Source organism: Fortiea contorta PCC 7126 (assembly GCF_000332295.1).
GTDB lineage: Bacteria > Cyanobacteriota > Cyanobacteriia > Cyanobacteriales > Nostocaceae > Fortiea > Fortiea contorta.
The window spans coordinates 3,904,099-3,928,887 of the sequence record NZ_KB235930.1; the positions used below are offsets into that span (position 1 = coordinate 3,904,099).

Sequence of the window (24,789 nt, forward strand, 5' to 3'; positions counted from 1 at the left end):
GTTTACTCCTTATTGACAAACTTGGGTCTTGACTTGCTGCAATTGTTGAGACTGCGCTTTCATCTGCCGCAGTTGCACTTGATCTGCACTTTGGTAGGTGAAAATTGCCCCTAGGCTTAAACCAGCAACTAAGGTTGCAGCGAACAGCACGAAATATGCTGGTGTTAAGTCTGGTGTCGCCGCTGGTGTTGGGGTGGGTTCTACTTCGGGGTAGAATTCGCCGGTGAATGGTACAACTTTGCTGGTGGGCTGCTGTTTATTCTTCACCGTCTCCCTCCAGCAACATTGGTTGATAGGTGGGTAGCAGTAGGTGAGATGTGCCGGCTGCGAGTGCGGCGCGAAGTGAGGTTTGCATAATTTCCCGGTCTTGGGGTGTGGGATTGTCCCGCATTTGGCGAATGCGGTGAATCACTCTGCCTGGGAATTGTCGCCAGTATTCGTGGGCTAATGCGTTGGCATCATTGGCTAGCAGTGATTCAAGCAGGTCATCTGCACTATTTTCTGCATCGTCATCCGTTGCATTTTCTGGTGCAGTGTTGCGGCTACGCAATAGTTCAATCCCGGCATCAGTCCACATTTTGCGTCCTGATTCTTCAACCACCACATGCACGTCAATCTGAAATACTCCAGGGTGACGGCGTAGCCAAGAGCGAATTGTGCTTTCTGGTATCCCGGTTTCGCGGGATGCTTCAGGCGTGGTGTACAGATTTTGCATTACTGTCACTCGTTGGTAAAATCTCCTTATCAAAATCAAATCCATTACTTGGCGATCGCACTCCTGATAAAAGGCGATCGCCTTTTTAAACGACTAGCCCAATGACTTCGATATAATAGAAAACCCTTTAGACAACTCCTCAAAGTCGAAGACAGAGAACGCGGAAGTTTGTTTAAAAACTGAAGAAAAAGAAATTCCTCTTAACATCAAGCAAATGTTGCCTGTTCTGGCCGCGGAGTGGCAAAGATTCCCCACCGCAAGGCAGGCAATAATTGAACAGCTGGCAAGGCATGGTATCGCCGTAACTGTGCTCAATCAAATTGGACTGGGAAGAATTGTTCATGAACACTAAACAGCTCTCCCTATTCACCCTTGTCCCTGTAAGCCAGATTAAGACAGTACATGATCCTTACTGGGATGAAATAGAAGAAATTGCGCCCCAACACATTCAAGAAAAAACTGATACTCAGCAAGCTGGAACTCCGTACAATTGTGTTGGGGCGCAAGTAAACGAAGATACGCAATTAGATACCGTAGAATCTCCTGTTGGGGCGCAAGTTGCATTAGATACTAAAAAAGTTGCGCCCCAACACGATACCCACTGGGTAGAGAAATATTGGGTCGAACGCTCTGGTAGTAAATATTGGTACTATCGCTACTGCTGGATGACTGGCAGGAAGAAAAATCGGATTTATCTTGGCAGTGCAAATAGTGCGATCGCTAAAAATCGAAAGGCAGATGTAGAAGCCGCAATCAACGACGGACAGACACCACAAGAGATTCAACACTTGATTCACTCTTGGCGTCACCATTCGCAACCAAATTCCTAAATCTTTTGAGTTCATCCCACCGACGGCTTTCTAGTGAAGCAGTACGGCTGTACTGATTGGGGCGAAACTCTGCTTTTCTCCGTTCCACAAAAGAATCAATAAATTTGAGAATAATCTGCTGTTCCATGTCAATGCCAGAATCCAGTTCCCTGGCATAGTTCAAGATTTGATCAGCTAGTTTGACTGGAACGCGAATTGTTTTAGTCTTGCCATTGTTCCAAGCCGAAGACCAGCTGGTACTGTTAGTTCCTGGTTGCAAAGTCATAATTTTCCTGTAACGCCTGTGTCAAGGCAGGATACAGGGTTTTTCTTGTGATTGCAACCTTGAAAAAATGCGATCGCCCAATGAATAAAGCGATCGCCCAAAAAAATAACATTAAGTTTGTGTCATTTTTATCACGGGAATGTTGACGGCGGGTAAAGCTCATCTACCTCCTCCCAGGCAAAGTCTGCCAGGGTTTCTAGGGCCTTAGCCAAGTCCACCGGGTGATCGTAATTTCCCTCCTGGAGGCGCTGGAAGAAAATTTCGATTTGCAGGAATAACAGCTTAGTGTTCATAGAGTAGCGATCGCCCCCTTAACACGATCAGCCGAAATTTCTACGTAACGTTCCAACGACTTAAAATCCTTGTGACCAGTGATTTTCTTAATCGTGTACAGGTCAGTTCCATTGCGGTGCAGTTTGGTAATGAAAGTCCGGCGGGTGGAATGAGTGCTGATACCCTTAGCCGTCAAACCCAGTCTTTCTATAGCAGCTCGTAAAATTTTATCTGCCCACCGAATCGTAATTGGCATGTCACCATCACGGCAGGGAAAGAGCCAGCCCGAACTAGAATCTGGAGTGTAATTAGATAAAGATTCAGCCAGTACAGGGTGTACAGGCACTTGTCTTGTTTGGCGCTTACCGTCTGGCGTTGCCTTGCGAGTAATCGCCCGAAAATTAATATATTCCCGTGGTTTCCCATTTAAGTAGCAGTCTTCCACTTTCAGCTTTACCAGTGCCCCCCACCGTTCCCCGGTGTACCAAGCTAAATCTAAAAGCAACTTGTATTTTTGACTTTTAATTTGCTTGCGGATTTTAGAATAGTCCGTGTCAGTTAAAATAGCCGATTGTCCGTTTCGGTTATTTTTCATGAAAATTCTCCTCAGAATTGTTCCGGATTAACCAGTTGCAATGGTTAATTCGGAACATTTGCGTTTTTAGATATAGTCAATATCTGCTTAAATACTAAGAGCAGTAGGGTTTTCAGCCATCAGTGATTGTTCTTGATTTACATAAAAGTGGAATATTTACATTGTTTTGATTACTGCTTAAAACGGGTTTATTCACTTCATTAATCTGACATGACCACCATCAACCTTTCAACGGATATCCCCTCAGCCATCAACACCTTAGAAAAACTTGCAGCTTGGTCAGGATTAACACTTGCAAATATGAATAAACCGACGGAGTGTGTGCAGAACTAGTTTCTGCAAATGGATTTCCCTGTGCTATTTTATTTTGTTGCGTCAGCATCTTGATTTTGTGTAGACGTATGTGTCTACACACCTTTAAACAGCGCCTCTACCAAATTGTCTTTCTTTTATACGTGCACATTGTCAATAGTTTTTAGCTACTGACTGCATGAGGAATTATCTGTAGAGCAACAACAGATAAATTCAATAATTCGCGTATAAAACCGTATAGCACTGGGAGTGTAAGCAAATACTAAGCCAATAGTATGTACACTTATACCAATTTAATATGAAGTTGCATATAATAGAGAAAACAAACTCGATAAATTAAAAGAACCATGAGCCGCCCTTTTGAGATTGAAATAGCAGAGAGCGAAGAAGAACTTAAAACGCCTGCAAACAGCTAATTTAGGGAACCAGAAAGAAAACTTATTATGCTGTGGTGGATAAAAGCGGGCAGGTCAAGAAGCAGCAAGACATTGGAAAACGCTTGGCGAAAGATACTTCAACGGTAACAAGGTGGATACAAAAGTATAGATCGGGTGGGCTAGATGAATTATTGAAATAAAAAAAGCTCCAGGAGCAAAACCCAAAATTCCTGAACGAGCGATCGCAGCACTTGAGGAGGAGTTAAAAACAGGAAAAGGCTTTAGTAGCTATGGTGCAATAGTGGAGTGGTTAAAGCAAGAGCAAGGGCTGGATATTGAGTACGCAACGGTTTATGCATCGGTTCGATATCGATTAGGGGCAAAACTAAAAGTCCCACGTCCTCAAAGCTATAAGCAGGATGAAAAGTTAGTATCTGAGTTTAAAAAAAACTCGGTATCATCCTCAAGACCCTAGAAAAACATCTAGCGCCAGGAAAATGCGTTCATTATCTGTGTCAAGACGAAACTAGGGTGGGGTTAAAAACTTTAACGGGAAAAGTGATTACGGCTTCTGGAGTCAAACCAACTGTACCCGTGAAATGGCAAAGGGAAAACTTTTGGATTTATGGTGCAATTGAACCATTCACAGGACAACATTTCCAGCAAGAATACCCCAAGCTCAATGGTGACTATTTTCAACAGTTTTTAAACTGGTTATCTGGGCAATTAGGTGAAGATTATGCAATTTTACAAATAGACCAAGCTCCTGCTCATGTCGGTGGTGCAATTAATTGGCCTGAAAATATTATCCCCCTACTTCAACCACCTCACTCTCCAGAATTGAATCCTATTGAAAGGCTTTGGCAGTATCTCAAAAAATCACTTCATAATGAACTTTTTTCTTCTTTGCAAGACTTACGTACTCGCATACAACAATTGTTTGCCCAACTAACATTTGAGCAGGTAATGTCTATCTCCTCTTATAACTTTATTTTAGAAGCTCTTTTCTATGCAGCTTCATATTAAATTGGTATAACGAGTAAGTTGCTATGGGTTCTAGGACATCATCAGGTAAAACTTTTTAGTTCCCTGAATCTAGTGAGCGGAAGTCCAGAAGATAACTTGATAAATTTTGGACATAATCATGATTATAAATTTGGTTCAAAAATGATGTCTAACTTACCTCCAGATGCGGTTGGAGTAATGGACAGAGGATTTGCTGGATTAGATTTTATGCAAGAATTAGTGCAAAAGAAAAAATATTTTGTCGTGCGGATTAAGAATAATTGGAAACTAGAATTTATTTCAAAAACAGGATTAGTAAAAATCGGTTCATCGACCGATGCTCCTGCTTACAGGGTAATTAATTTTTGTGATTTAGATACGAAAACTGAATTTCGCTTAGTTACGAATTTACCTGTGAATGGACTTGCAGCAGTTACAGATAATGAAATCAGAGAGATTTATCGTTTACGCTGGGGAGTTGAATTGTTATGGAAATTTTTAAAGATGCACTTAAAACTGGATAGATTAATTACCAAGAATGTCAACGGTATTAGCATTCAAATTTATGCCAGTCTCATCGCTTATCTGATTTTACAACTTGTTTCTATTCCCAAAGAATGGGGTGAAAAGATGTTAGATAAATTTCGCTATTTACAAGCTTGTATGTGTCAACAAATCAGTTATGTCCATTGGATGGAAGATATTATGAAATGTTGACATTTTCCCCTTGACAATACTACTCTATCTCAGTATGTAAAGTTTTGTAACGACATTCAACATTTCTGTATCAGCGCCTATACTCCTGAATGGAGAAGACTTTATCAACAAGCAGACATGTTTGTTATGCCTAGCTACAGTGAAGGATTACCCCAAGTTTTTATGGAAGCAATGACAGCAGGTTTACCAGTAATTTCTACAAATTTACCGCAAATGCAAGAGGTAATTGATGATGGGGTGACAGGGTTTCTCATACCACCAGGAAACCGTGATAAATTAGCTCAAAAAATGCAAATATTGATTGATAACCCTGAATTAAGAATAGCAATGGGTAATAAAGCTAAACAAGTTTCGCATCTCAGGTTTGATGCTGAAAAAAATTGTTATCAAATAGAAAATATCTTCCAAGAATTATCTGCAATACATCTGAGACAAGAGAAATCAAATTATAATTAATTGGAGTCATTTTTCATGCAAAACCAAACCATTAATTACTCACAAAAATATTTTCAAAGTTCAACCTTTGACACCGATTATCAAACTTTAGCAACGATAATTTTTGCACTGTATCATCCGCAAACAGTAGCAGAATTTGGTTGCGGTCCTGGTCATCTCAGTAGAGAATTAGCGAAACTTGGGGTAAAAGTGATAGCGGTAGATGGACATTCTTATCCCGACTTTACAGGATTGGCGGTAGAATTTCATCGTCTAGACTTGAATGATCATACAGCGATCGCTAACTTTTTTGCCAACAAGCACTTTGATTTAGCCATCTGCGTAGAAGTTGCTGAACATTTACAACCAGTAGTATCATCTACTTTAATTGAATGGTTGACTCTGGTCGCACCCGTGGTTATATTTTCCGCAGCAGTTCCTCATCAAGGTGGACATGGACACATCAATCTCCAGCCACGGGAATATTGGCATAATGAATTTATACAACGGGAGTTTGTGGTTGCAGACCGCATTCGTGAACTGTTACGCCCTATCTCCACTGTCGCACCTTGGTATTGTTACAATATCATCGACTACGTACAAATACACCATCCCCAAGCACCAGAATTATCTGAAGTAATTCCGCGTTTAATCGCCTCTGAATCCGCAGCCGCATCAGCTTATTATCAAGAATATGACAGACGATTTATTGCAGAGATGCATCTTAAATATGCGCCTGTGCAACTTTATACATCAATTAAGCGACTACGTTGGTTAGCTAAACGGTTTCTTGGTAGGACATGAAATTAGAATATAGAACCATTTATCTGTGGTTGTCGTCATTTTCCATGTAGCGCCATACTCCCTACTCTATCCCCGTCTGATCTCCCCCGTCATCAGCAGACACAGTACGTCGTTCCTCATAATCCTCTGCAGACTTTGGATCTAATTCCCAACGAGTATCATCGCGCTGCTCCAAAATTTCATTTGTCCGTAAAAATGCGTAATCATCCATTTCCAATCCTACAGCGATTCCCAATTCATCAACCACATTTTGGTCTGGTGTAGGCGCAGTTCCGCCAACAGCTTCTTCTCCCACCGCGTCTGCATCTTCCCAATAAGCGTCAACATCACCACCCGTTAATTCAGGGCTAGTTTCCGTGTATTCACGCCGTTCTGCTTGGATTGATCGCCCACCAATATTATACCCTGGCAAGTCCTTTACACCAGTGCCATAAGACTCGGTAATTTCTTGGGGTAAGTCATGAGATTTGCTCTCTTCGTTATGATTTTTTGCCGTCATAATCTTAGCCACTTCTACATCCTCACCATAACCTTTCGCTGCCAAAATCTTGTCTGACTGGAGATGTATAACTTTAGTAAGAAAACAATATATCACCTGAGAACGAAGTTGCTTCATCCATATCAGCATACTCTAGTAACTATGAATTCATGGTCAAGCCACTTGTAGTTGCAGTTATTTAGTTATGAGTTGGAAGTTTTAAACCCCAAGCAACCAACCACCGATTTCTGGCTCATAACTAATTTTTATTTTCAAAATTGAGCGCACCTGCGCCGAACTTTTAATTTTCTCAAACTCACGTCTGTACGTGAGCATATTTTAGTGAAATAACCAACAATAACCCTGGAATAATTTATGATCAATGACCACAATAAATCTGGAAAAAAAAGAGTTGCTATTCTCATCGACAACGGCGTCGAAGATGTGGAATTTTTAATTCCTTATAATGCCATCAAACAAGCGGGGATGGATATAGTCGTCCTCGGTTCTCGCGTTAACGAAAAATATAAAGGTAAGCAGGGTAAACTTACCATGCAAGCTGATAGTACAACAACGGAAACTACAGCTAGCGAATTTGATGCAGTGGTAATTCCTGGCGGTATGGCTCCCGATAAAATGCGGCGAAACCCCAACACAGTTGATTTTGTCAAAGAAGCGGTACAACAAGGAAAACTAGTAGCAGCAGTTTGTCACGGCCCCCAACTTTTGATTGAGGGAGATTTACTCAAAGGTAAACAAGCCACCGGCTTCATTGCTATTCGCAAAGACATGATCAATGCAGGTGCAAACTATCTAGATGAACCCCTAGTAATTGATGGTAATTTGATTACCTCCCGTGAACCAGGAGACTTAGCAATTTTCACCACAGCTATATTAAGTCGCCTAGGTTATGGTGGAAAAGCGGCTGCATTACCCAACGAAAAAGATAAAAATGCTGAATGGTGGAAATTAGCTGACGCTTGGGGCGGCTCCACAAAAGGTGATATTACAAAAGCATTGAACACAGCTTTAGCAGGCGATCGCTATTCCTTAGAAGCGCTACAGAAATATAGCGAAAAAGAATCAAATACAGCCGCAAAATCTCTGTTCCAAGAGATGATTGCTAATAAACAACACCACATCGAAAAACTACAAGCTTATCTCCATCATCTAGGAGAAAAGCCCTCTTTAGTTGCGAATATTGCCGAGCAATATGCTAAAGTCAAGACAGCGCTAACAGGCACAGATGACGTATATCAAATACGCTCTGCTTTAGGAGATTTGCAAACAGGAATTGGTGATATCAGTAACTTATCTACAATGATTACTGACCCAGTAGCCACAGGTATTTTCAAAGAAATTCTTCAAGACTTAATGCAATTTGAGCAGCGCTTAGTACAGCTATATCGACAATATGTAACTGCTAACATTCAACCACCTAAGCCCAGCACAGGAGCAGCTGTCAAAATGTAAGCTTCCTAAAAAAACCACAGAAGGACACCTGCACTTTGAACATCAAAGTTTAGCAGAGTGTCCACCACGCAAAAAATATCAAAAGAGAAATAACAAAAAGAGAAATAAAAGAGTTTTTGCGCTTCGTGGTTATTGTACTGTAAACGGGAGATTAAACAGTGACCATCACATCAACAGATGCGCTGAATCCAAATCAGAGCGAAGCCGGTGAACTTGAACGCTGGGCTTCTCTAATTGGCGGTGGAGCGTTGGTATTAATGGGTTTAAAGCAACGCTCCTTGCGGGGTACACTCATGGCTTTGGCTGGTGGTGGTTTGATGTATCAAGGTGCGACAAAACAAAGCACCATCCAGCAAACACAGGAACTCACGGGGATGAATAAACCAATCAAAGTTGAAAAGACAGTAACAATCAATAAACCAGCTGATGAATTGTACCGTTTTTGGCATAACTTTGAGAATCTCCCCACATTTATGCAGCATCTCAAATCTGTGAAAGTATACAACCAAACTCGTTCTCATTGGATTGCTAACGCACCCTTGGGTAACAGTGTCGAATGGGATGCAGACATATTAGAAGACCGAGAAAATGAATTAATTTCTTGGGCTTCTATTCCAGGTGCAGATATTGAAAATTCCGGCTTTGTACGTTTTCAAAAAGCACCAGGAGAACGGGGTACACAAGTCAAAGTTGTTTTGGAATATAACCCGCCTGGAGGAACTCTGGGATCTATAATCGCTAAACTTTTTGGTGAAGAACCAGAGCAACAAATTGGCGACGACTTACACCGATTCAAAATGTTGATGGAAACAGGAGAAATTGCTACAACCGCAGGTCAACCCACAGGTAGAAGCTAATTCATCAACAAACAAAGACAACTTTATCCATACTTTGAAGCTGTTAGAGGATGATTATGACCCGCATACTTTCCAAGCTACAAAATTTGCTTTTAAGCCAAATTATCATCATTTTTCTAGTAGGAATTGCCTTCTTCGGACTCCAGTCATTTAACTACGGATCTACCATGCTATCAGCCCAGGCTGATACTATCAGAACTCCCGAAGGAGTTTACTACAAAGGTACTCCCGACAACGAAGGAGCATTAAGAAGCAACGACCAAGTAGAAAATGCTCGCAAAAGCCTCAAAGAAACTGGCGATAACATTCGAGAAAAACTGAACCTAGACGAAAACACTCCAGAAGCTACCAAAGATTTTTTGGAGTCAGTAAAAAACAAAGTTGGCGAAACAGTAGAGCCAATCACTGGTAACAAACGCGGTTATTATCAAGAAAAAGATACAACACACTATACGACAAGTAAATAAACAGATTTTACTTCTTTGCCAAGGAAGAAACTATGTCTGATAAAACAGTGACCAAAATTGACTCTGCTTATTCTCCTAAAGGTCAACTTGGTCAAAAATATCTCGCCTCCGGTAAAACCATTTCTATGCGAATATGGGAAAACGAACAACCGGAAGAACCAAAACAGCCAACAGCAAGAGAATATGAAACTGTTGGTTATGTCATCAAAGGTCGCGCCGAACTGCTCATTGAAGGACAAAAAATACTCCTTGAACCAGGAAATTCCTGGGTAGTACCCAAAGGCGCGTCCCACACTTACAAAATCCTCGAGTCATTCACCGCAGTCGAAGCAACCAGCCCACCGGCACAAATCCACGGCCGCGACGAAAATTAACAACTGAAAATTTAATTTAAAAAAACACAGATGAACAATCCATCTGTGTTTTTTATGTGTGTCTATAGTTTTAAAAAATTAGCAATCTTGTCACATTTTTATCTGACTGGAGGCTGATGTACATCACAAATTTAATTAGTTTCCTAGAAAGTAGAAATGACACTATCACTGACAAAATTAATAGCAAATTTTCGGTCTCATTTTGCAAGCGTTTTCCAAAATTTTTCCCAATCTAACGCCATAAATATAGCAGTTTCCAATTCAACGAAATGTCCCATCCAAAAACGAGAAGCGCTATCAAGGCGTTAGCCCTGCACATAGAACAAATTTCTGAACTTTACTAGCGAAGATCAACTGCGGAGGATCACAAATGTTTTATCACGCAAAACGGTTACAGTACTTCACACCACCAAGTAAGCCCGATCCAGTCTATGCCAAAAAACTACAAGAACTCATAGGCGGTAGCTTAGGGGAAATGACCGTGATGATGCAATACCTATTTCAGGGTTGGAACTGTCGCGGCCCTGCTAAATACCGAGATATGCTGCTAGATACAGGTACTGAGGAAATTGGTCACGTCGAGATGCTAGCGACGATGGTTGCTTATCTGCTCGATAAAGCACCAATTAAATCACAAGAAGATGGTGCGAAAGACCCAGTTGTGGGCGCTGTGATGGGCGGTAATAACCCCAGAGATGTGATTATGGCTGCAGCTATGAACCCGCAGCATAACATCGTTTCGGGAGGGGGTGCTATGCCCGCCGATAGCGTTGGCTTCCCCTGGAATGGTCGCTTCATTGTCGCTAGCGGTAACTTATTAGCGGACTTCCGTTCTAATCTCCATGCGGAATCTCAAGGCCTGATGCAAGCTGTACGCTTGTATGAGATGACAGACGACCCAGGAATCAAAGATCATCTCAGCTTCATGATCGCCCGCGACACCATGCATCAAAATCAATGGTTAGCAGCGATTGAAGATTTACAAAGCGAAGGGTTTGAGGACAAAGTTACTCCCAAAATCGCTCATGAATATGGTAAGAGTGAGTTTGCCTATCAATTCTGGAATCATTCAGAAGGTAACGAAAGTGCTGAAGGTCGTTGGGCTAAGGGCGAATCTATGGATAGGAAAGGTCAATTTGAATATGTTGCTAATCCCCAACCGATAGGCCCAGAACCAAATCCACCACAACCACAGCCACAATTACACAGTACGCCTCGAACTAGACAAATGCAAGATGAGAGTGCTAGCTCTGCGTCAATGAAGAATCGTGTTGAGATTCGCGGTTCCTCAAATTAATGAGTGACGCTTAATAGCGGTTCCCATTCAGATGCGCTGCAATATTATATCACCCTTGTGTAGGGGCACGGCACTGCCGTGTCCCCACGAGGGTATCTCACGTGACCGATAAGCGCTATAGTCAGAAAATAGTTGTTTGTAAAAATCCTGGTTTACTATACAGTTGCAGTGTGTCACGCCGATGATGGGATGTTTATTAAACAACGATTCACTCCTTATTTGTTTTTATTGCCTGCTTTAATCATTTTAGGCTTGACTGTGTTTTGGCCTGCATTGCAAGCCTTTTATTTCAGCTTTACCAGCTATGAAGATATTGCACAACCGCCGCAATGGATTGGTTTTGCTAATTTCTTTAAGCTTTGGCAAGATGCAGTTTTTTGGAAAACATTAGAAAATACTTTTCTGTATCTTGTGGGTGTGGTGCCCATTTTGGTATTCGCTCCTTTAGGGTTAGCAATTTTGGTCAATCAAAAATTGCGAGGAATGAACTGGTTTAGAACTGCATATTACACCCCTGTGGTGATTTCGATGGTAGTAGCAGGGATAGCTTGGAAGTGGTTGTATGCAGAAAATGGCTTACTTAATCAAGTTTTTCAAACTTTGGGTATCTTTCCAGATGGTATTCCTTGGTTAACTAGCCCGGCTAAATTATTTGGCATTTTGCCAATTTCTCTAGCTAGTGTGATGGCTGTTACTATCTGGAAAGGGCTAGGTTATTATATGGTAATTTATTTAGCGGGATTGCAATCTATTCCCGCTGATGTGTATGAAGCTGCGGCTATTGACGGCTCAGATGGTGTTCGTAAACATTGGGAAATTACTCTACCTTTAATGCAGCCTTATTTAGCTCTGGTAGCGGTAATTTCTGCTATTTCTGCTACCAAGGTTTTTGAGGAAGTATACATCATGACTTCAGGAGGGCCGCTCAATAGCTCAAAAACAATTGTTTATTATCTCTATGAGCAAGCATTCAGTAACTTGGAAATCAGCTATGCTTGCACAATTGGATTAGTGCTATTTTTGATAATTTTGGGTTTATCTGTTTTGCGATTAGTGATTAATCAGCAGGGTGGAGATAATATTAGTGTCTAATTCTAAGTAAGGCAGTTAGCCGACGATGGCTATAATTCCCTTGCAGTAAGGATTTGGCATTTTGGCATATTTGCTCATAGTCTGGTTGCTATGGTGATATCCGCGAATGTCTTTGTGCGACAATATCGACTTGCAGAACCCCTCGGCTCGCTACCGGGGGTCTTTTTTTTAAGAAAAATTATTTGTTTTGGGAATGGAAAGATGGCGTTAGTTTTTTGGCAGATTTGGGAAGTATAAATTACTCAAAAATTTATTCGGCAGTAATCGATGTTACAAATTGAGTTATCAGCATCTGCTACCCTCTTGAGACACCGCCATTTGCGATCGCTCGCACTTCTATTCCTGATCAGCCTCCTGACTTCGTTGACTGGAACACCCGCCCACAGCACGATTACTAACTCTTGGGAAGGGTTGATTTGGGGAATGGCAGATCCTGTGATCAATTTAGATGGTTTAGTGAGGATTGTGGCGATCGGTTTGTTTTCTGTTTGCATTAGTCGCGGAACTTTCATCGCCGGATCTTTCCTATTTACAGCTATTTTTGGCACATTTATTCATCTATTACCGGCGAGTTTACCAGATCCAGAAATAGCGATCGCTATCTCTACTATCGGCTTTGGTGCTATGTTAGTAACTTCCCATCAATTCCATTGGGTTGTCTGGGCATTGCTAGGAGCGATCGCTGGTTTATTTCATGGTTATACTTATGGTGCATCACTCGCAGGCTCGGAAATCTTTCCCCTATTTGCCTATGTAATTGGTATGACTCTAACTCAGTATGTCATTGCCATGAGTGCTAGAGAAATTTATCCTTTATTAGCGAGCAAAATTCCTCTCGCCGGTTTAGCCTTTTGCGCCGTAGGTATCGTGTTTTTACACAACTCAATGATATGAATTTATTTAAATATCAATGATGTCAACAGCAATTGAAATTAAAATCAGCCGCTTGGAATCCATAGTGGAACAAATCGGTGAAGCCGTGCTTTCAACAACAGAAACCGTCGCCAGTCTTGCAGATCGAATGGAAACTCTGAGCACACAAATCGAAGAACAAGGCAAACAAGTACAACAGCAAGGTTATCAAATATTTGCCTTGTGCGACGCTGTACAAAGCCTCGCCGAAAGTCAAGATAGTTCTCTACAAAAACTCTCCCAACTAACAGCAACTTTAGATAAATTGATGTCAATGTTGCAAAGTGTAGAAGAGTAATGAAAAACTCCACAGGAGATGATCAAACTCTTAACTTGGTGACAGCAATGTTACCAGAAAAACAAACATCAACATCACTCCCCGGAGTGCGATCGCGCGCACCATATTCGCCCACATAATAAAAATTATCACCCTCAACTCGGTAGTTGACTGGTAAAGGCTTGGTACAAGGTTGACATAACACCATCTCCGGAGCAGGTGCTCCCGGTTGTAAATGTGGCAAATTTACATTCCAGAAGCTTCCTGCTTCCAAGGGATGCTGGAGTAAGTCAGCTAAAACGCCAGCAGTCAATTTAGCAGCCAAATCCCAGTCAAAATTTTGTTTGGCTTTGCGGTAATGGGAAATAGCAATTCCCGGAATACCATGCATCGCTGCTTCTCGCACAGCCGCCACAGTACCGGAAATATACGCATCTACACCCAAATTTCCCCCAGCATTGATACCAGACAGCACAAATTTCGCATCCTGGCAAATTTGAGTAATCGCGATTCGCACACAATCAGCCGGCGTCCCCGCCACAGCATACTTAGTCTCAGAACAACGCTGCAAATTGATCGGGCGAGTGGTAGTAACTTGATGTCCACAACCAGATTGATGATCTCTAGGTGCAGCAATAATCACATTTTTATCCCCGACAGCTTTAAACAAAGCTTGAATACCAGGAGCATCAATACCGTCGTCGTTTGTGAGGATGAGAGTCATATATTTAAAGTGATCAGCTTGAATTATTATGGTTGAAGCCGCGATTTCTGTCCTATGGATGATCTGGACGGTGGTTGTGTAGTATTTTTGGTGCAAGTCTGTATTAGGATTAATCCAATGAAACAGCTCCTCAACCGAGTATTTAGTCTCAAAACACATCTCATCCGGCTGGTTTTGCCGTTGATGATTTTTCTTGCTTCTGTGCTAGTCGTCTCACCAGCATCAGCTACGAGCGTCGATCAAATACCTAGCCTGACAGCAGGTAGCGGCCCTTGGGTGATTGATCAAGGTGAAGTCATCAGCCGTTCTAATGAAGGTAAAATTAGCGGCGACTTGGAGGCTTTAGCCAAGGAAACTGGTAACGAAGTCAGAATCCTTACCGTCCGCCGATTAGACTATGGAGAAACACCAGAAACCTTCACCAAAGCACTATTTACCAGATGGTTTCCCACTCCAGCCGCCCAAGCTAATCAAACCCTGCTGATGATTGATACCGTCACCAACAATACCGCCGTCATCACCGGAGAACAGGTCAAATCTTTACTTACCGACACCATCGCCGAAAGCGTAGCGAATGAAACATTACTAGTACCCTTGCGGGATGGCAATAAATATAACCAAGCATTTTTAGATGCTAGCGATCGCTTAATTACCGTCCTCTCTGGTAAACCTGATCCAGGAGCACCCAAAATCATTGACAAAGTACAGGTAGAAGGCACCTTTAAAAAAGCTAACGAAGCCGAACAGAGTAATGCGATCGCCTGGGTGATTGGACTGCTCATCGCCGCCACCGTCATTCCCATGGCCACCTACTATATTTATCAAGTCAATCAACCATCAAATGATGGGTGATGGGGTGATGGGGTGATGGGGTGATGGGGTGATGGGGTGATGGGGTGATGGGGAGTGTGGGGAGATAAAAGAAAAAACGAACTTATGCTTACGCTTGTAATCTTCCCCGTCTTCTCCTTCCTCCCACACCTCCCCCTCCTCCCACACCTCCCACACCTCCCATACCCTAGCCCCCAACTACCTTTAATCTTGAATATACTCTTGCCCTGTCACCAGAGCCACCTCAGATCGGACAAATTCTCGACCTAAATAAGCAGCATGGTCTAACAAAGTCACCGGACAGGGCTGAGTTTCTTCAAATATCTGCACACACAGTTCTTTTGCTGTCCTCCCGCTAAACACCGTCACGTGAGTGCGCTCTACCTTACCGCGTGCAGGAATCACTTTTCCTGTTTCCGGATCAACAGCTAAACCCCGTTCATCAATCACATTTGTAAAATGCTTGGCACAAATTAACCGCGCCTCCCGGTCTAAGTAAATAATGAAATATCCACTAGGATCAAGATTAATATGACGCCCAGAAAGCTGATTATCAATAGCTGCCAAGTCTTCAATGATCAAATCCATACTCATACCAATTCAAAATTCCAAATTCACTCATGAGAAAGCCAGATTTAGCCGGGATTTCCAAATTTGCATTTATCGCCTGTTTTTAGAAAATTGCTATCAATTTTAAAATCCAACATTTTCATGATTTTTACATTCTATTAACAGTGTAATTCCTCGGCTCCTCAGTATTCTTTATTTTCTTAATAGATTTGTCTTGAAAATAGGGGCTAGAGGTTAGAGATTAGGAACTAGAGGAAGAAATTTTTCTTTCCCTAGCCCCTAAACCTTCCCATTTTTAAGAACTAACAAAAGCAACTTTCCTTTCCCTAACCCCTAACCCCCATATTAACTTTGTTGACTAAACGGTAACTGCTGATTAATCTCTGCAATTTCTTGCTGTTCTAATTGATTTACTTCCTGAATATAAGGATTTAAAATCTGCGCTAAACGACCATTATAAAAGCGGTGGAGACTGTGATTAGCTGTAGCCGGGAAACCGCGACGCTTTTTGTGCCGCCCACCAGCACCAGGATCAAAAATTTGTATATTGTGAGCGATCGCCCACTCAATAGGTGCATAATAACAAGCATCAAAATGTAAACAGTCTATTTCTTGGAAACTGCCCCAATAGCGCCCATATAGTTTATCACCCTTAAATAAACAAAAAGACATTCCCAAAGGATGACTATCATCTTGCTCACTATATGCAGCCACAAACAAAACTCGATGGCGATAATCGTTGTATAACTGTTGAAAAAAGCGTTTTGTTAGATATTTACTCCCCCACCAACCAAACTTATCACAAGTATCAGCATAAAACTGGTACATCAAAGGAAACAGTGCCTGGGGAATCTCCTCACCAGTCAAAGGTTGCAGTCGTAAACCCGCCTTTTCTACAGCCTTCCTTTCCCGTTTAATATTGCGGCGTTGATTAGCATTGAATACTTGCAAATAATCATCAAAATTTGCAAAGCTTTTGTTCTCCCAGATGTAACTGTGGTGTAACCAACTCGTAAAACCTTGTTTTTCTAGCAAAGGTCGCCATTGCGGATCAACATAGAGAAAATGACATCCAGAAATGCAATTTTTGGTGCAAAAAGAATCAATTTCATGTACCATTAACGCCGTGATTGCCTCTTCATCCTCCCCATCTGCAATTAAAAATCGATAGCCTTCCGCCGGAGTAAACGGCGTCATTCCCAGCATTTTTGGGTAATACTCAACCCCAATCCGTTCAGCTAAATTTGCCCACTGGTGATCAAACACAAACTCCCCAGCACTATGTCCTTTGACGTAAAGAGGGGCCGCCGCAATCAATGTTCTGTCTCGCCACAGCGTTAAATGATTCGGTAACCAACCAGTTTTAGCCGTAGCACTATGGGAAGTTTCCAGATTATTCAGCCACGCCCATTCTAAAAAAGGGGTTTTGAGAGGCATTGCCAAATTATCCCATGCAGTTTGGGGAATTTCTGCAATTTTGTTGATCCAAACACTAGAGTAGCGGGGTTGAATTTGTTTTACCATCGTTGGGGAATGGGGAGATGACAAGGCGAGGAGACGGGGAGATGAGAAATTTTCTTCCCTAACCCCTATTCCTTATTTAGGGTAGACTAATCTATCGGTCGTTGCAGCCGATAGCGCAGAAAGACTTCTTGATCAACTGTCTGCACCTCCAGCAACTGCAACTGAGGAGCTATTTCCGGTGAAAATCCTTGACCTCCAACCGGTGTAGGTGCACTCGCACCACCTAAAATCAACGGACAAACAGTCAACCACAACTCATCGATTAAATCTAATTCCAGCATTGCAGCTACTAACTCACCGCCGCCCAACACCGTTAAGCGTGTTATACCTAGGGTTAGCAAATGTTGCAAAGCAGCGCTGATGTCAACTTCACCTGTTGGTGTTTCCCAAACCATAATCTGGTCAAATCCTGCAGTCGCAACCAACTTTCCTTTCGTCGTCGTCAGCAACCAACGCTCGACTGGTTGTTGAAAAAAGCGAACTTCCGGAGCGAAGAGAGCAGAATGCGTAATCACTATATGAACTGGTTGGGCAGGCTTGCCCTCCTGGATGCGCTGTTGCACCAGTTGGGGATGTGATACCGTTAGTGTTGTACCGTAAGCACGGAGAGTACCAGCGCCGAAAAGAACGGCATCTGAGGCAGCAATTTGTGTTTCCAGGTGTGCTTTATCGGCCTTTGAGCCAAATCGAGCAGGCCCACGCCTCACATCTGCTATCTTGCCATCTGCACTCATAGCCAAAACTACTGTAGTCTGGGGACGATGTTGCATCATTGATTTGTGGCGGATATTTTGATATTTTTCTTGCTAATATGTTGGTTGAAAAAAACTCTATCTGCAAGCTACTGTTTATTAATTTCGCAACTGTATATTTATGCAAATTCAATCTCTCTTAGATATATCCATTCAGGGTTTTGGTATACAGTGTTTCTTTTTACTACAGCAATATTTGGTATTTTTAGAGACTGACAATAAATTACCAGTAACTGTATGAAATATCTCATTTAACTGATCTGATAGCATATTTTTGTTATTGTGGTTTGCAGATGCGAAGTGAAACTTTCGATGGCTAAAACCCGCCAATCATCTTTTAGGCGTATTTTATTAACGAGAATATTGCTGCTGTTTGTGCCAGTTTTATTCATAGGGGAAATTGTCGCCCTGAATAAAGCACGGTCTAGCCTGTTGCAAACTGCCAGACAAAATTTAACAGAAAGTGCGGCGATCAAAGCTGAGAAAATTGAAGATGCGATCGCTACCCTCAAAACCAGCTTGTTCCTCCTGAGTCAAACCAACTCGATTCAGTCCGGTTCAGAGGCGCAAGCTCAAGAAATGATGACCCAGCTAGCCTCAAACCTGCCAACTCATGACGTAGAGTGCATCCAGCTGACAAATCTGCAAACTGGTGAAATCGCTGCTAGTAGCTGCGGTGACAAAGCAATTGGTCAGTTGAATTTACCTTTGCCTAATCAAGGAGTAGAAATCGCTACAATTTTGCCGCCAAAAGCGGGAGTTACAGGTCAAAGAGAGCCACAAAATCAACTACGATTACTTCTATCTGTATTAGTTCCCCATCGCGTAGACAAAGTGCCCTATGCTCTAAGTCTGCGGACAACACTGCACCAAAAAGCCCATACTCAACCGGGTTCTCTCACAGGCTCCCTCGCAGTGATTACCGAGGATGGCACCATCTTAGCCCATCCCTTACCAGAAAGAGTGGGTAACAATATCAGACAGTACCCCTATGCTGCTCAACTGGAAAAAATTATTAAAAATGCGATCGCTGGGCAAAAATACACTATAGATTTCTCCCTACAACCAGGACAAGACTTAATAGCTGGTTATACAGCCATTGCTAACCCCACAAAAACACAGCCCCAGCAAAAATGGGTTGTCTTTGCTGTTACCAGTGTGAATAATGCTCTATTTGGTTTAGAAGAATTTAAACTGATCTTAATAGTCTTGACAGTTGGTTTAATTGGTGCAAGTCTATTTGCTTCATTATATCTAGCTCCTTATCTGGCAGGGCCTGTGGAGGAATTACGAGACTATGCCCTGAATATTTACAACCACCACACCGTCCAGCCTGTTCCCCACAACTTCAAAATCCGGGAATTGAATCAACTAGCACAAGCACTAGACCAAATGGTTGAAAGACTCAAAGCTTGGGCTGAAGAATTAGAAATAGCTTGGAAGGAAGCCAAAACAGCTAATCAGATCAAAAGCCAGTTTTTAGCGACAACTTCCCATGAATTGCGAAACCCACTCAATATTATTATTAACTGTGTTCGTCTAGTCCATGATGGCTTGTGTGACAACCGCGAAGAAGAAATGGAATTCCTCAAGCGTGCTGATGAAACAGCGATTCATTTATTAGGAATTATTAACGATTTACTCGATATTTCTAAAATTGAAGCAGGTAAGCTTTCAGTTGTGTTAGAGCCAGTTGATCTGCGACAAATATTATTAGAAGTGGTGAATATACAATCAGTAAATGTGCAACAAAAAGGGTTGCAGTTGAAAATTGAACTAGGTAGTGACCCAATTCCGGTCAAGGCGGATGCAGCCAAGCTCAAGCAAGTACTAATTAACATTATTGGCAATGCTACCAAGTTCACAGACAAAGGGAGTATTACAGTTGCTTGTGAAGTTCAATATATCCAAGAAAAATCACAAGTAGTCGTTGATATTGTAGACACTGGTATCGGTATTGATCCTGCTCAACAACACAAACTATTTCGCCCCTTTGTCATGGTAGATGGGGCCACCACACGCAAGTTTGAAGGAACAGGATTAGGACTAGCGATTTCACGTAACCTGATCGAACTCATGGGAGGTAGTATCACTCTCAAGAGTGCAGGTCACGAACAAGGAACAACAGTCACGATTATTTTGCCTTTGATTGACATCTCGCTGTTATCTCCTCCAATAGGGAAAGATTTAGAAAATCGCAGTGTTTCCTCTGCAAATGAGGGAAAAATCAATATTAATAGCTACCCCCGACTACGAGAAGAACCATTACTTGACTCCAATCAGTTAGATGGAGACAAGCATGAACTGTCGCTGCGGGGAGAAACTCATGAAGTAAGTATAGTTAAACAAAAAAATGCCCTACCGAGTTTTCCCGCAGGAGAAGCTTTCGCTAGCGGTGAAAGGTAAATTGGTAATCGGGTTGATTGGTCGTTGAGTGCTTGAAGTTAAGTGCGCGATCGCATTATGGTTTTGTCAGAGAACTTATACGTTAACAATTTGCCCGCCTTGATTCAGCGATACTGTTAGAGCCGTGAGAATTTGCACTAACTGCGTACCTACCCAGCCAGATGAAATCACTGGGGGAGTATTTGTGATCACACAATTAATAAAGCGATCGCACACTTGTTGTAGTGCTTCGCTCTGAGTAATTTCTAATACTTCTTGTTGTTGATTGACTGGTAAAAATTGATTTCCTTGGCGTTCCAACTCACCAGAGATGAAAGTCAAAGGCGATGAGGTCAACATTTCATCAAAAATCAAGCTACCACGACTACCTACTACCGCCAGTCGGCGCTGTTTATCGGGATTCAGCCAGCACAAGTGAATATACGCTTGAAAGTTATCTGGGTATATCAGCGTTACCCAAACTAAATCCGCCAAGTCTTTTTCCCCACCTCCCTGTAGCCACACCCTACCCGTGGCTTGCACTTTCGTGGGTATTTGACCCAACCAGTTGTTAAAAATTGCAATATCATGAATCGCTAGATCCCAGAGCGCATCAACATCCTGACGTACAGGCCCTAAGTGGGTGCGGGTAGCGTAGCCATAGCGCAAATCACCTAATTTACCCGCCTGTACTACGGCTTGTCCTCGATTGACCGCTGGGTGAAATAAATAGGTATGGTCAACCATTAACATTAAGTGCTGTTGCGCTGCTAACTGACACAGTTCTTGACATTCTGCTGGGTCTAGAGTTAGAGGTTTTTCCGCCAAAACATGATATCCCCACTCAAGAGAGTCCTTAATTAAGGCATAGTGGGTGGTAGCAGGAGTAGCGATCGCCACAGCTTTCAACTCTGGTACTTGCTTGATAGCTTGCCACTCAGTTGCTAATGTTACATTCTCATCTAAATGAAATAGTCGCTTTACCTGTGCCAACCTTTCCGGATGCGGATCGATGACCGCCGCTACACTTACCTGGGGATGTGCTAAAAAATTTCGCAGCAAATGCACTCCCCAACGTCCCACCCCGATGACAGCAATTTTGATTTTAGTCATTCCCCTAATCCGTAACCTCTGTTCCCTTTTTCCGACGATTATCAGCTACGGAATCTAATTTTGAGTTCAGCATTATTGCTGAGGCATAATTGATAAAAAAGCTACTTTTGCCGCAGCTTGTTCTGCAGCTTTGATTGATCTTCCTTTACCTTGACCAAGCTGTTTGTCGTGTAACCAAACCTCGGCGACAAAACGTTCTTGATTACGGTGCGGTTGACCGATTTCGACAACTCGATATTCTGGTAAAACTTTAAATTGGGCTTGAGTCCATTCTTGTAAAGCAGCTTTGTAGTTGAGTCTGGCTGGATCTAGACGGATTTCGGCTGCTAGTTTTTTAAAGTGGGGGTCTAGCCAAGGACGGATCAAATCCAGGTTGTTAGTACTGAGATAAAGCGCACCCAGCACAGCTTCAAAAGCATCCGCTAGTCGTGATTCCTGACCAATTTTATCAGCCGTAGCGCTACCAGCAACTAATAAATATAGTTCCCATCCATATTCTCTAGCCAATTGGGCGAGGATGCGATCGCTCACCAACACCGAACGAATCGCCGCAAAATCCCCCACCGGACAGTCTGGATAATGTTCCCACAACATCACGGCCGCAACTAGCCGCACCACCGCATCACCCACAAACTCCAGTTGTTCATAATTTGCTGACTCAGAAACTGTCGGATGAGTCAAAGCCAAATCCAATAATTGCCATTTAATCGGTGCTGCTTGCGGCAGACCTAATTTTTTGACTAAACTTTCTAGTTGTCGCTGACGGCGTGGATAAACAAGAGACATGCAATCGCAGGGGAAGGGCAGGTAATAGGCTGATATAACTATGATATTTTCTATTAGACCCCTGACTGCTGTCAGAAGTTAGGGATCAATGATTTTACCGTCTTCACAAATCCTCAGCTAGCTGATAGCTGTTTGTGGCTTTCGCTCAAAATCCTTGCACAGAAAGAATATTTGTACTTTTATAAAGTATAATTAAGAATAAAGATAAAAACCTCTGGGCAGTTAGGCAAACTTAATATTGCCGCCAACATCGCTCAGAAATCTGTAACATTTAATACTTTTTTATAAAACCCTTCGGTATCTTGTACTTGTGAGCAACTTGCGAGTCCAGAAACCAACGAAAAAACCGTAAAATTCCCAGTTGAAGAGGCAAAAAAAGGCGTGGGTCAGTATCAACCAGCTCTGCTCAGGCGCTATAATCCAGACGACATCGCTCGCCACTACCGTTACCGTCCTTGGCAAATTTGGGGACGGCTGCTAAGGATTATCTGGTCTTTTGCTGGATTTATTCTTAGTCTCAAGTTCGACGAATGGCAAAATCAAGTTGAGCAAAACAAGAAGCAACGCGCTACCCAGTTGCGAGAACTTCTCACCCGTCTTGGCCCTACTTTTATTAAAGTTGGTCAAGCTTTATCGACCAGGCCTGACCTGATCCGCAAAGACTTTTTAGAAGAACTGATCAAGCTTCAAGATCAGTTACCAGCTTTTGATAACGTACTTGCTTACCAAATCATCGAAACTGAACTAGCGCGCCCAGTGGCTGAGATGTTCAGCGAACTTTCACCGAATCCGGTAGCAGCGGCTAGTTTAGGTCAAGTCTACCGTGGTCGTCTAGTTAGCGGTGAAGAAGTGGCGGTGAAAGTACAGCGCCCCAACTTGCGCCCAGTACTCACACGCGATCTATATTTGATGCGTTGGGTGGCAAGTTGGCTAGCTCCTTGGCTACCCCTCAACCTTGGTCACGACCTCACCCTGATTGTAGATGAGTTCGGCACAAAGTTATTTGAAGAAATTGATTACATCAATGAGGGTCGCAACGCCGAGCAATTTGCTCACAACTTCCGCAATGACCCCCGCGTCAAGGTTCCCAGCATTTACTGGCGTTATACCAATAGTCGGGTTTTAACCCTGGAATGGATTCATGGCTTCAAACTCACGGATACTCAAAGCATTCGGGCTGCAGGTTTAGACCCAGAAGAAATCATCAAAATTGGCGTCACCTCAGGTCTACAGCAACTATTAGAACACGGTTTCTTCCATGCTGACCCCCATCCAGGGAATTTATTTGCCATGCCTGATGGGCGGATGGCGTATATTGACTTTGGGATGATGGATCAACTCGAAGAAACCACCAAAGAAACATTGGTGGATGCGTTAGTACATGTGGTCAATAAAGACTACAACGACTTAGCTGCAGACTTTGTGAACTTAGGCTTCTTGACTCCAGACATCAATATCAGTCCCATTGTGCCAGCACTAGAGGCAGTTTTAGGAAATGCTATTGGTAAAAACGTCGGGGATTTTAACTTCAAAACAATTACCGATCAATTTTCGGAATTGATGTATGAATATCCTTTCCGAGTTCCCGCCAAGTTCGCGTTGATTATCCGTTCCTTAGTCACCCAAGAAGGTATTGCTTTAAGCCTCAACCCAAATTTCAAAATTGTTGAGGTTGGTTATCCTTACATTGCGAGGCGATTGCTGACTGGGGAATCAGCCGAATTAAAGCGCCGATTACTGAATGTGTTGTTTAAAGATGGTAAATTCCAGTGGCAACGGTTAGAAAATTTAATAGCGATCGCTCGTACTGATGGTAGCTTCGATGTATTACCGACAGCGCAGATGGGATTGCAATTCCTGTTGTCAGCAGAAGGTCAATTTTTCCGCCAACAACTAGTACTAGCGCTGACCGAAGATGACCGCCTTCATACCGCAGAAGTCCAACGTTTGTGGAACCTAGTAAAAGACGACATACAACCTAATCGGTTATTAAATGTAGCGATCGCCATGCTAACAGATTTATCTAGGGAAGGTGCAGCCGCTATCTTACCAAAAGCTACATCTTTTATGCCTTTTAGCGGCAATCAATCGCCAGATAAAAACTAAAGATTTTCCATTTTTGAGCTTTTAAGATCTACCTGGAGTTTGCATGTATTATTTCCCTGAACAACCCCCATATCTACTATTACCAATTGGGTTTTTTATAGCCCTGACTTCTGGTTTAGCTTTGTCTGGCACAATAAAATTAGTTGTGCAAAAATGGCAAATCAGCGATGAGCAAAATCCTCAAAATGTTTCTTCTTGGAGAGCATTAATTGTCCCATTTCTCGGAATCGCTGTTGGTAGTTGTCTATTTCTCTGTTCAGGTTTAGAGATATTTGGTTTTCCATCCTTCTTAGCGTTAACAGTGGGTCTACCTATCAGCTTGCTCACCTGCTTGTTAGTTTGGTATCAATTAGGAAGTATGCTAGATTTTGTCAAAACTAGAGGAATGAAGTCTCTAGATTTAGATTCATTTTCCTGATAGATTTAAATAAATTTATAGCAGT

General features: G+C 42.4%; 32 protein-coding genes and 1 pseudogene. 20 read left to right on the plus strand and 13 right to left on the minus strand.

The window, feature by feature from the left end:
* Positions 1-9 precede the first annotated feature (9 nt).
* Positions 10-267, minus strand: coding sequence for a hypothetical protein (locus MIC7126_RS0118085; protein WP_017654576.1), 258 nt, complete (start codon positions 265-267; stop codon positions 10-12).
* Positions 257-715: a MerR family transcriptional regulator gene (locus MIC7126_RS0118090; protein ID WP_017652149.1), complete on the minus strand. Its 459-nt coding sequence runs from the start codon at positions 713-715 to the stop codon at positions 257-259. Before MIC7126_RS0118090 ends, MIC7126_RS0118085 begins: the two co-directional genes overlap by 11 nt.
* A 341-nt stretch (positions 716-1,056) precedes the next feature.
* Between MIC7126_RS0118090 and MIC7126_RS0118100 the strand changes: the two genes are divergently transcribed.
* Positions 1,057-1,545, plus strand: coding sequence for an Arm DNA-binding domain-containing protein (locus tag MIC7126_RS0118100; protein ID WP_017654578.1), 489 nt, complete (start codon positions 1,057-1,059; stop codon positions 1,543-1,545).
* Here MIC7126_RS0118100 and MIC7126_RS30600 read toward each other — a convergent pair.
* The 3 genes from MIC7126_RS30600 to MIC7126_RS0118110 all read right to left on the minus strand — a co-directional run bounded on the left by MIC7126_RS30600 (position 1,469) and on the right by MIC7126_RS0118110 (position 2,678).
* A complete protein-coding gene (locus MIC7126_RS30600) occupies positions 1,469-1,810 on the minus strand; it encodes a hypothetical protein (protein WP_154655922.1) in 342 nt (113 codons plus the stop codon). The genes MIC7126_RS0118100 and MIC7126_RS30600 overlap by 77 nt on opposite strands.
* On the minus strand, positions 1,788-1,973 hold the full coding sequence (locus MIC7126_RS30605) for a hypothetical protein (RefSeq protein WP_154655923.1): 186 nt from the start codon (positions 1,971-1,973) through the stop codon (positions 1,788-1,790). The genes MIC7126_RS30600 and MIC7126_RS30605 overlap by 23 nt, the downstream gene beginning before the upstream one ends.
* Before the next feature lie 126 nt (positions 1,974-2,099).
* Positions 2,100-2,678, minus strand: coding sequence for a tyrosine-type recombinase/integrase (locus MIC7126_RS0118110; protein WP_017654579.1), 579 nt, complete (start codon positions 2,676-2,678; stop codon positions 2,100-2,102).
* Positions 2,679-2,888: 210 nt separating this feature from the next.
* Here MIC7126_RS0118110 and MIC7126_RS32285 point away from each other — a divergent pair, with 210 nt between their 5' ends.
* The 7 genes and pseudogenes from MIC7126_RS32285 to MIC7126_RS0118130 all read left to right on the plus strand — a co-directional run bounded on the left by MIC7126_RS32285 (position 2,889) and on the right by MIC7126_RS0118130 (position 6,328).
* On the plus strand, positions 2,889-3,011 hold the full coding sequence (locus MIC7126_RS32285) for a hypothetical protein (RefSeq protein WP_274517492.1): 123 nt from the start codon (positions 2,889-2,891) through the stop codon (positions 3,009-3,011).
* Between the two features lie 430 nt (positions 3,012-3,441).
* Entirely contained in the window at positions 3,442-3,567 is a 126-nt protein-coding gene (locus MIC7126_RS32445; RefSeq protein WP_161606850.1) for a helix-turn-helix domain-containing protein, read from the plus strand.
* 101 nt (positions 3,568-3,668) lie between these two features.
* Positions 3,669-3,842 (plus strand): winged helix-turn-helix domain-containing protein, encoded by a 174-nt coding sequence (locus MIC7126_RS32450; RefSeq protein WP_161606851.1) that lies wholly within the window; start codon positions 3,669-3,671, stop codon positions 3,840-3,842.
* Positions 3,827-4,393 carry an IS630 family transposase gene (locus MIC7126_RS0118115; protein WP_274517506.1) on the plus strand — a complete coding sequence of 189 codons (567 nt, stop codon included), beginning with the start codon at positions 3,827-3,829 and terminating at the stop codon, positions 4,391-4,393. The genes MIC7126_RS32450 and MIC7126_RS0118115 overlap by 16 nt, the downstream gene beginning before the upstream one ends.
* Positions 4,394-5,089, plus strand: a pseudogene (locus tag MIC7126_RS27865) (IS4 family transposase); the annotation flags it as partial.
* 54 nt (positions 5,090-5,143) lie between these two features.
* The gene (locus MIC7126_RS0118125) at positions 5,144-5,545 is read left to right on the plus strand and encodes a glycosyltransferase (RefSeq protein WP_081603044.1); all 402 of its coding nucleotides are present in this window, start codon (positions 5,144-5,146) and stop codon (positions 5,543-5,545) included.
* A 15-nt stretch (positions 5,546-5,560) separates the two neighbouring features.
* Entirely contained in the window at positions 5,561-6,328 is a 768-nt protein-coding gene (locus MIC7126_RS0118130) for a class I SAM-dependent methyltransferase (RefSeq protein WP_017654583.1), read from the plus strand.
* A 61-nt stretch (positions 6,329-6,389) separates the two neighbouring features.
* Here MIC7126_RS0118130 and MIC7126_RS0118135 read toward each other — a convergent pair whose 3' ends face one another.
* Positions 6,390-6,827, minus strand: coding sequence for a DUF6335 family protein (locus MIC7126_RS0118135; protein WP_026100353.1), 438 nt, complete (start codon positions 6,825-6,827; stop codon positions 6,390-6,392).
* Positions 6,828-7,181: 354 nt separating this feature from the next.
* Here MIC7126_RS0118135 and MIC7126_RS0118140 point away from each other — a divergent pair, with 354 nt between their 5' ends.
* The 8 genes from MIC7126_RS0118140 (at position 7,182) to MIC7126_RS0118175 (ending at position 13,576) form a co-directional block, all read left to right on the plus strand.
* Entirely contained in the window at positions 7,182-8,279 is a 1,098-nt protein-coding gene (locus tag MIC7126_RS0118140; protein WP_017654585.1) for a DJ-1/PfpI/YhbO family deglycase/protease, read from the plus strand.
* Positions 8,280-8,437: 158 nt separating this feature from the next.
* Complete coding sequence (locus MIC7126_RS0118145; protein WP_017654586.1) at positions 8,438-9,136, plus strand: SRPBCC family protein; 699 nt, start codon at positions 8,438-8,440, stop codon at positions 9,134-9,136.
* 56 nt (positions 9,137-9,192) lie between these two features.
* Positions 9,193-9,603 carry a hypothetical protein gene (locus MIC7126_RS0118150; RefSeq protein ID WP_017654587.1) on the plus strand — a complete coding sequence of 137 codons (411 nt, stop codon included), beginning with the start codon at positions 9,193-9,195 and terminating at the stop codon, positions 9,601-9,603.
* A 32-nt stretch (positions 9,604-9,635) separates the two neighbouring features.
* The gene (locus MIC7126_RS0118155; RefSeq protein ID WP_017654588.1) at positions 9,636-9,977 is read left to right on the plus strand and encodes a cupin domain-containing protein; all 342 of its coding nucleotides are present in this window, start codon (positions 9,636-9,638) and stop codon (positions 9,975-9,977) included.
* 370 nt (positions 9,978-10,347) lie between these two features.
* A complete protein-coding gene (locus tag MIC7126_RS0118160) occupies positions 10,348-11,274 on the plus strand; it encodes a manganese catalase (protein WP_017654589.1) in 927 nt (308 codons plus the stop codon).
* A 189-nt stretch (positions 11,275-11,463) separates the two neighbouring features.
* Positions 11,464-12,366: a carbohydrate ABC transporter permease gene (locus MIC7126_RS0118165; RefSeq protein ID WP_040629832.1), complete on the plus strand. Its 903-nt coding sequence runs from the start codon at positions 11,464-11,466 to the stop codon at positions 12,364-12,366.
* A 267-nt stretch (positions 12,367-12,633) separates the two neighbouring features.
* Positions 12,634-13,260, plus strand: coding sequence for a HupE/UreJ family protein (locus MIC7126_RS0118170; RefSeq protein ID WP_017654591.1), 627 nt, complete (start codon positions 12,634-12,636; stop codon positions 13,258-13,260).
* Between the two features lie 19 nt (positions 13,261-13,279).
* Positions 13,280-13,576 (plus strand): hypothetical protein, encoded by a 297-nt coding sequence (locus MIC7126_RS0118175; RefSeq protein ID WP_017654592.1) that lies wholly within the window; start codon positions 13,280-13,282, stop codon positions 13,574-13,576.
* A gap of 22 nt (positions 13,577-13,598) precedes the next feature.
* Here the strand turns inward: MIC7126_RS0118175 and surE are convergent, their stop codons facing one another.
* Positions 13,599-14,279: a 5'/3'-nucleotidase SurE gene (gene surE, locus MIC7126_RS0118180; protein ID WP_026100356.1), complete on the minus strand. Its 681-nt coding sequence runs from the start codon at positions 14,277-14,279 to the stop codon at positions 13,599-13,601.
* A 117-nt stretch (positions 14,280-14,396) separates the two neighbouring features.
* Here surE and psb32 point away from each other — a divergent pair, with 117 nt between their 5' ends.
* Positions 14,397-15,131 (plus strand): photosystem II repair protein Psb32, encoded by a 735-nt coding sequence (psb32, locus tag MIC7126_RS0118185; RefSeq protein WP_026100357.1) that lies wholly within the window; start codon positions 14,397-14,399, stop codon positions 15,129-15,131.
* Here the strand turns inward: psb32 and MIC7126_RS29540 are convergent.
* The 4 genes from MIC7126_RS29540 to MIC7126_RS0118200 all read right to left on the minus strand — a co-directional run bounded on the left by MIC7126_RS29540 (position 15,117) and on the right by MIC7126_RS0118200 (position 17,977).
* On the minus strand, positions 15,117-15,287 hold the full coding sequence (locus tag MIC7126_RS29540; protein WP_238553653.1) for a hypothetical protein: 171 nt from the start codon (positions 15,285-15,287) through the stop codon (positions 15,117-15,119). The genes psb32 and MIC7126_RS29540 overlap by 15 nt on opposite strands.
* A 27-nt stretch (positions 15,288-15,314) precedes the next feature.
* Positions 15,315-15,698, minus strand: a complete 384-nt coding sequence (locus MIC7126_RS0118190) for a DUF4346 domain-containing protein (protein ID WP_017654595.1) — start codon at positions 15,696-15,698, stop codon at positions 15,315-15,317.
* Positions 15,699-16,025: 327 nt separating this feature from the next.
* Positions 16,026-17,204, minus strand: coding sequence for a GNAT family N-acetyltransferase (locus MIC7126_RS0118195; protein ID WP_017654596.1), 1,179 nt, complete (start codon positions 17,202-17,204; stop codon positions 16,026-16,028).
* An 86-nt stretch (positions 17,205-17,290) separates the two neighbouring features.
* Positions 17,291-17,977: a RibD family protein gene (locus tag MIC7126_RS0118200; protein ID WP_026100358.1), complete on the minus strand. Its 687-nt coding sequence runs from the start codon at positions 17,975-17,977 to the stop codon at positions 17,291-17,293.
* 291 nt (positions 17,978-18,268) lie between these two features.
* On the opposite strand from MIC7126_RS0118200, the gene MIC7126_RS0118210 reads away from it, so the two are divergent.
* Positions 18,269-20,362, plus strand: a complete 2,094-nt coding sequence (locus MIC7126_RS0118210) for a sensor histidine kinase (RefSeq protein ID WP_017654599.1) — start codon at positions 18,269-18,271, stop codon at positions 20,360-20,362.
* Positions 20,363-20,437: 75 nt separating this feature from the next.
* Here the strand turns inward: MIC7126_RS0118210 and MIC7126_RS0118215 are convergent, their stop codons facing one another.
* Both MIC7126_RS0118215 and rnc read right to left on the minus strand, forming a co-directional pair.
* Entirely contained in the window at positions 20,438-21,454 is a 1,017-nt protein-coding gene (locus tag MIC7126_RS0118215) for a Gfo/Idh/MocA family protein (protein WP_017654600.1), read from the minus strand.
* Between the two features lie 72 nt (positions 21,455-21,526).
* Positions 21,527-22,240 carry a ribonuclease III gene (gene rnc, locus MIC7126_RS0118220; protein ID WP_017654601.1) on the minus strand — a complete coding sequence of 238 codons (714 nt, stop codon included), beginning with the start codon at positions 22,238-22,240 and terminating at the stop codon, positions 21,527-21,529.
* Between the two features lie 381 nt (positions 22,241-22,621).
* Here rnc and MIC7126_RS0118225 point away from each other — a divergent pair, with 381 nt between their 5' ends.
* Both MIC7126_RS0118225 and MIC7126_RS0118230 read left to right on the plus strand, forming a co-directional pair.
* Positions 22,622-24,346 carry an ABC1 kinase family protein gene (locus MIC7126_RS0118225; RefSeq protein ID WP_017654602.1) on the plus strand — a complete coding sequence of 575 codons (1,725 nt, stop codon included), beginning with the start codon at positions 22,622-22,624 and terminating at the stop codon, positions 24,344-24,346.
* 43 nt (positions 24,347-24,389) lie between these two features.
* The gene (locus MIC7126_RS0118230) at positions 24,390-24,764 is read left to right on the plus strand and encodes a hypothetical protein (RefSeq protein ID WP_017654603.1); all 375 of its coding nucleotides are present in this window, start codon (positions 24,390-24,392) and stop codon (positions 24,762-24,764) included.
* Positions 24,765-24,789: the final 25 nt, after the last annotated feature.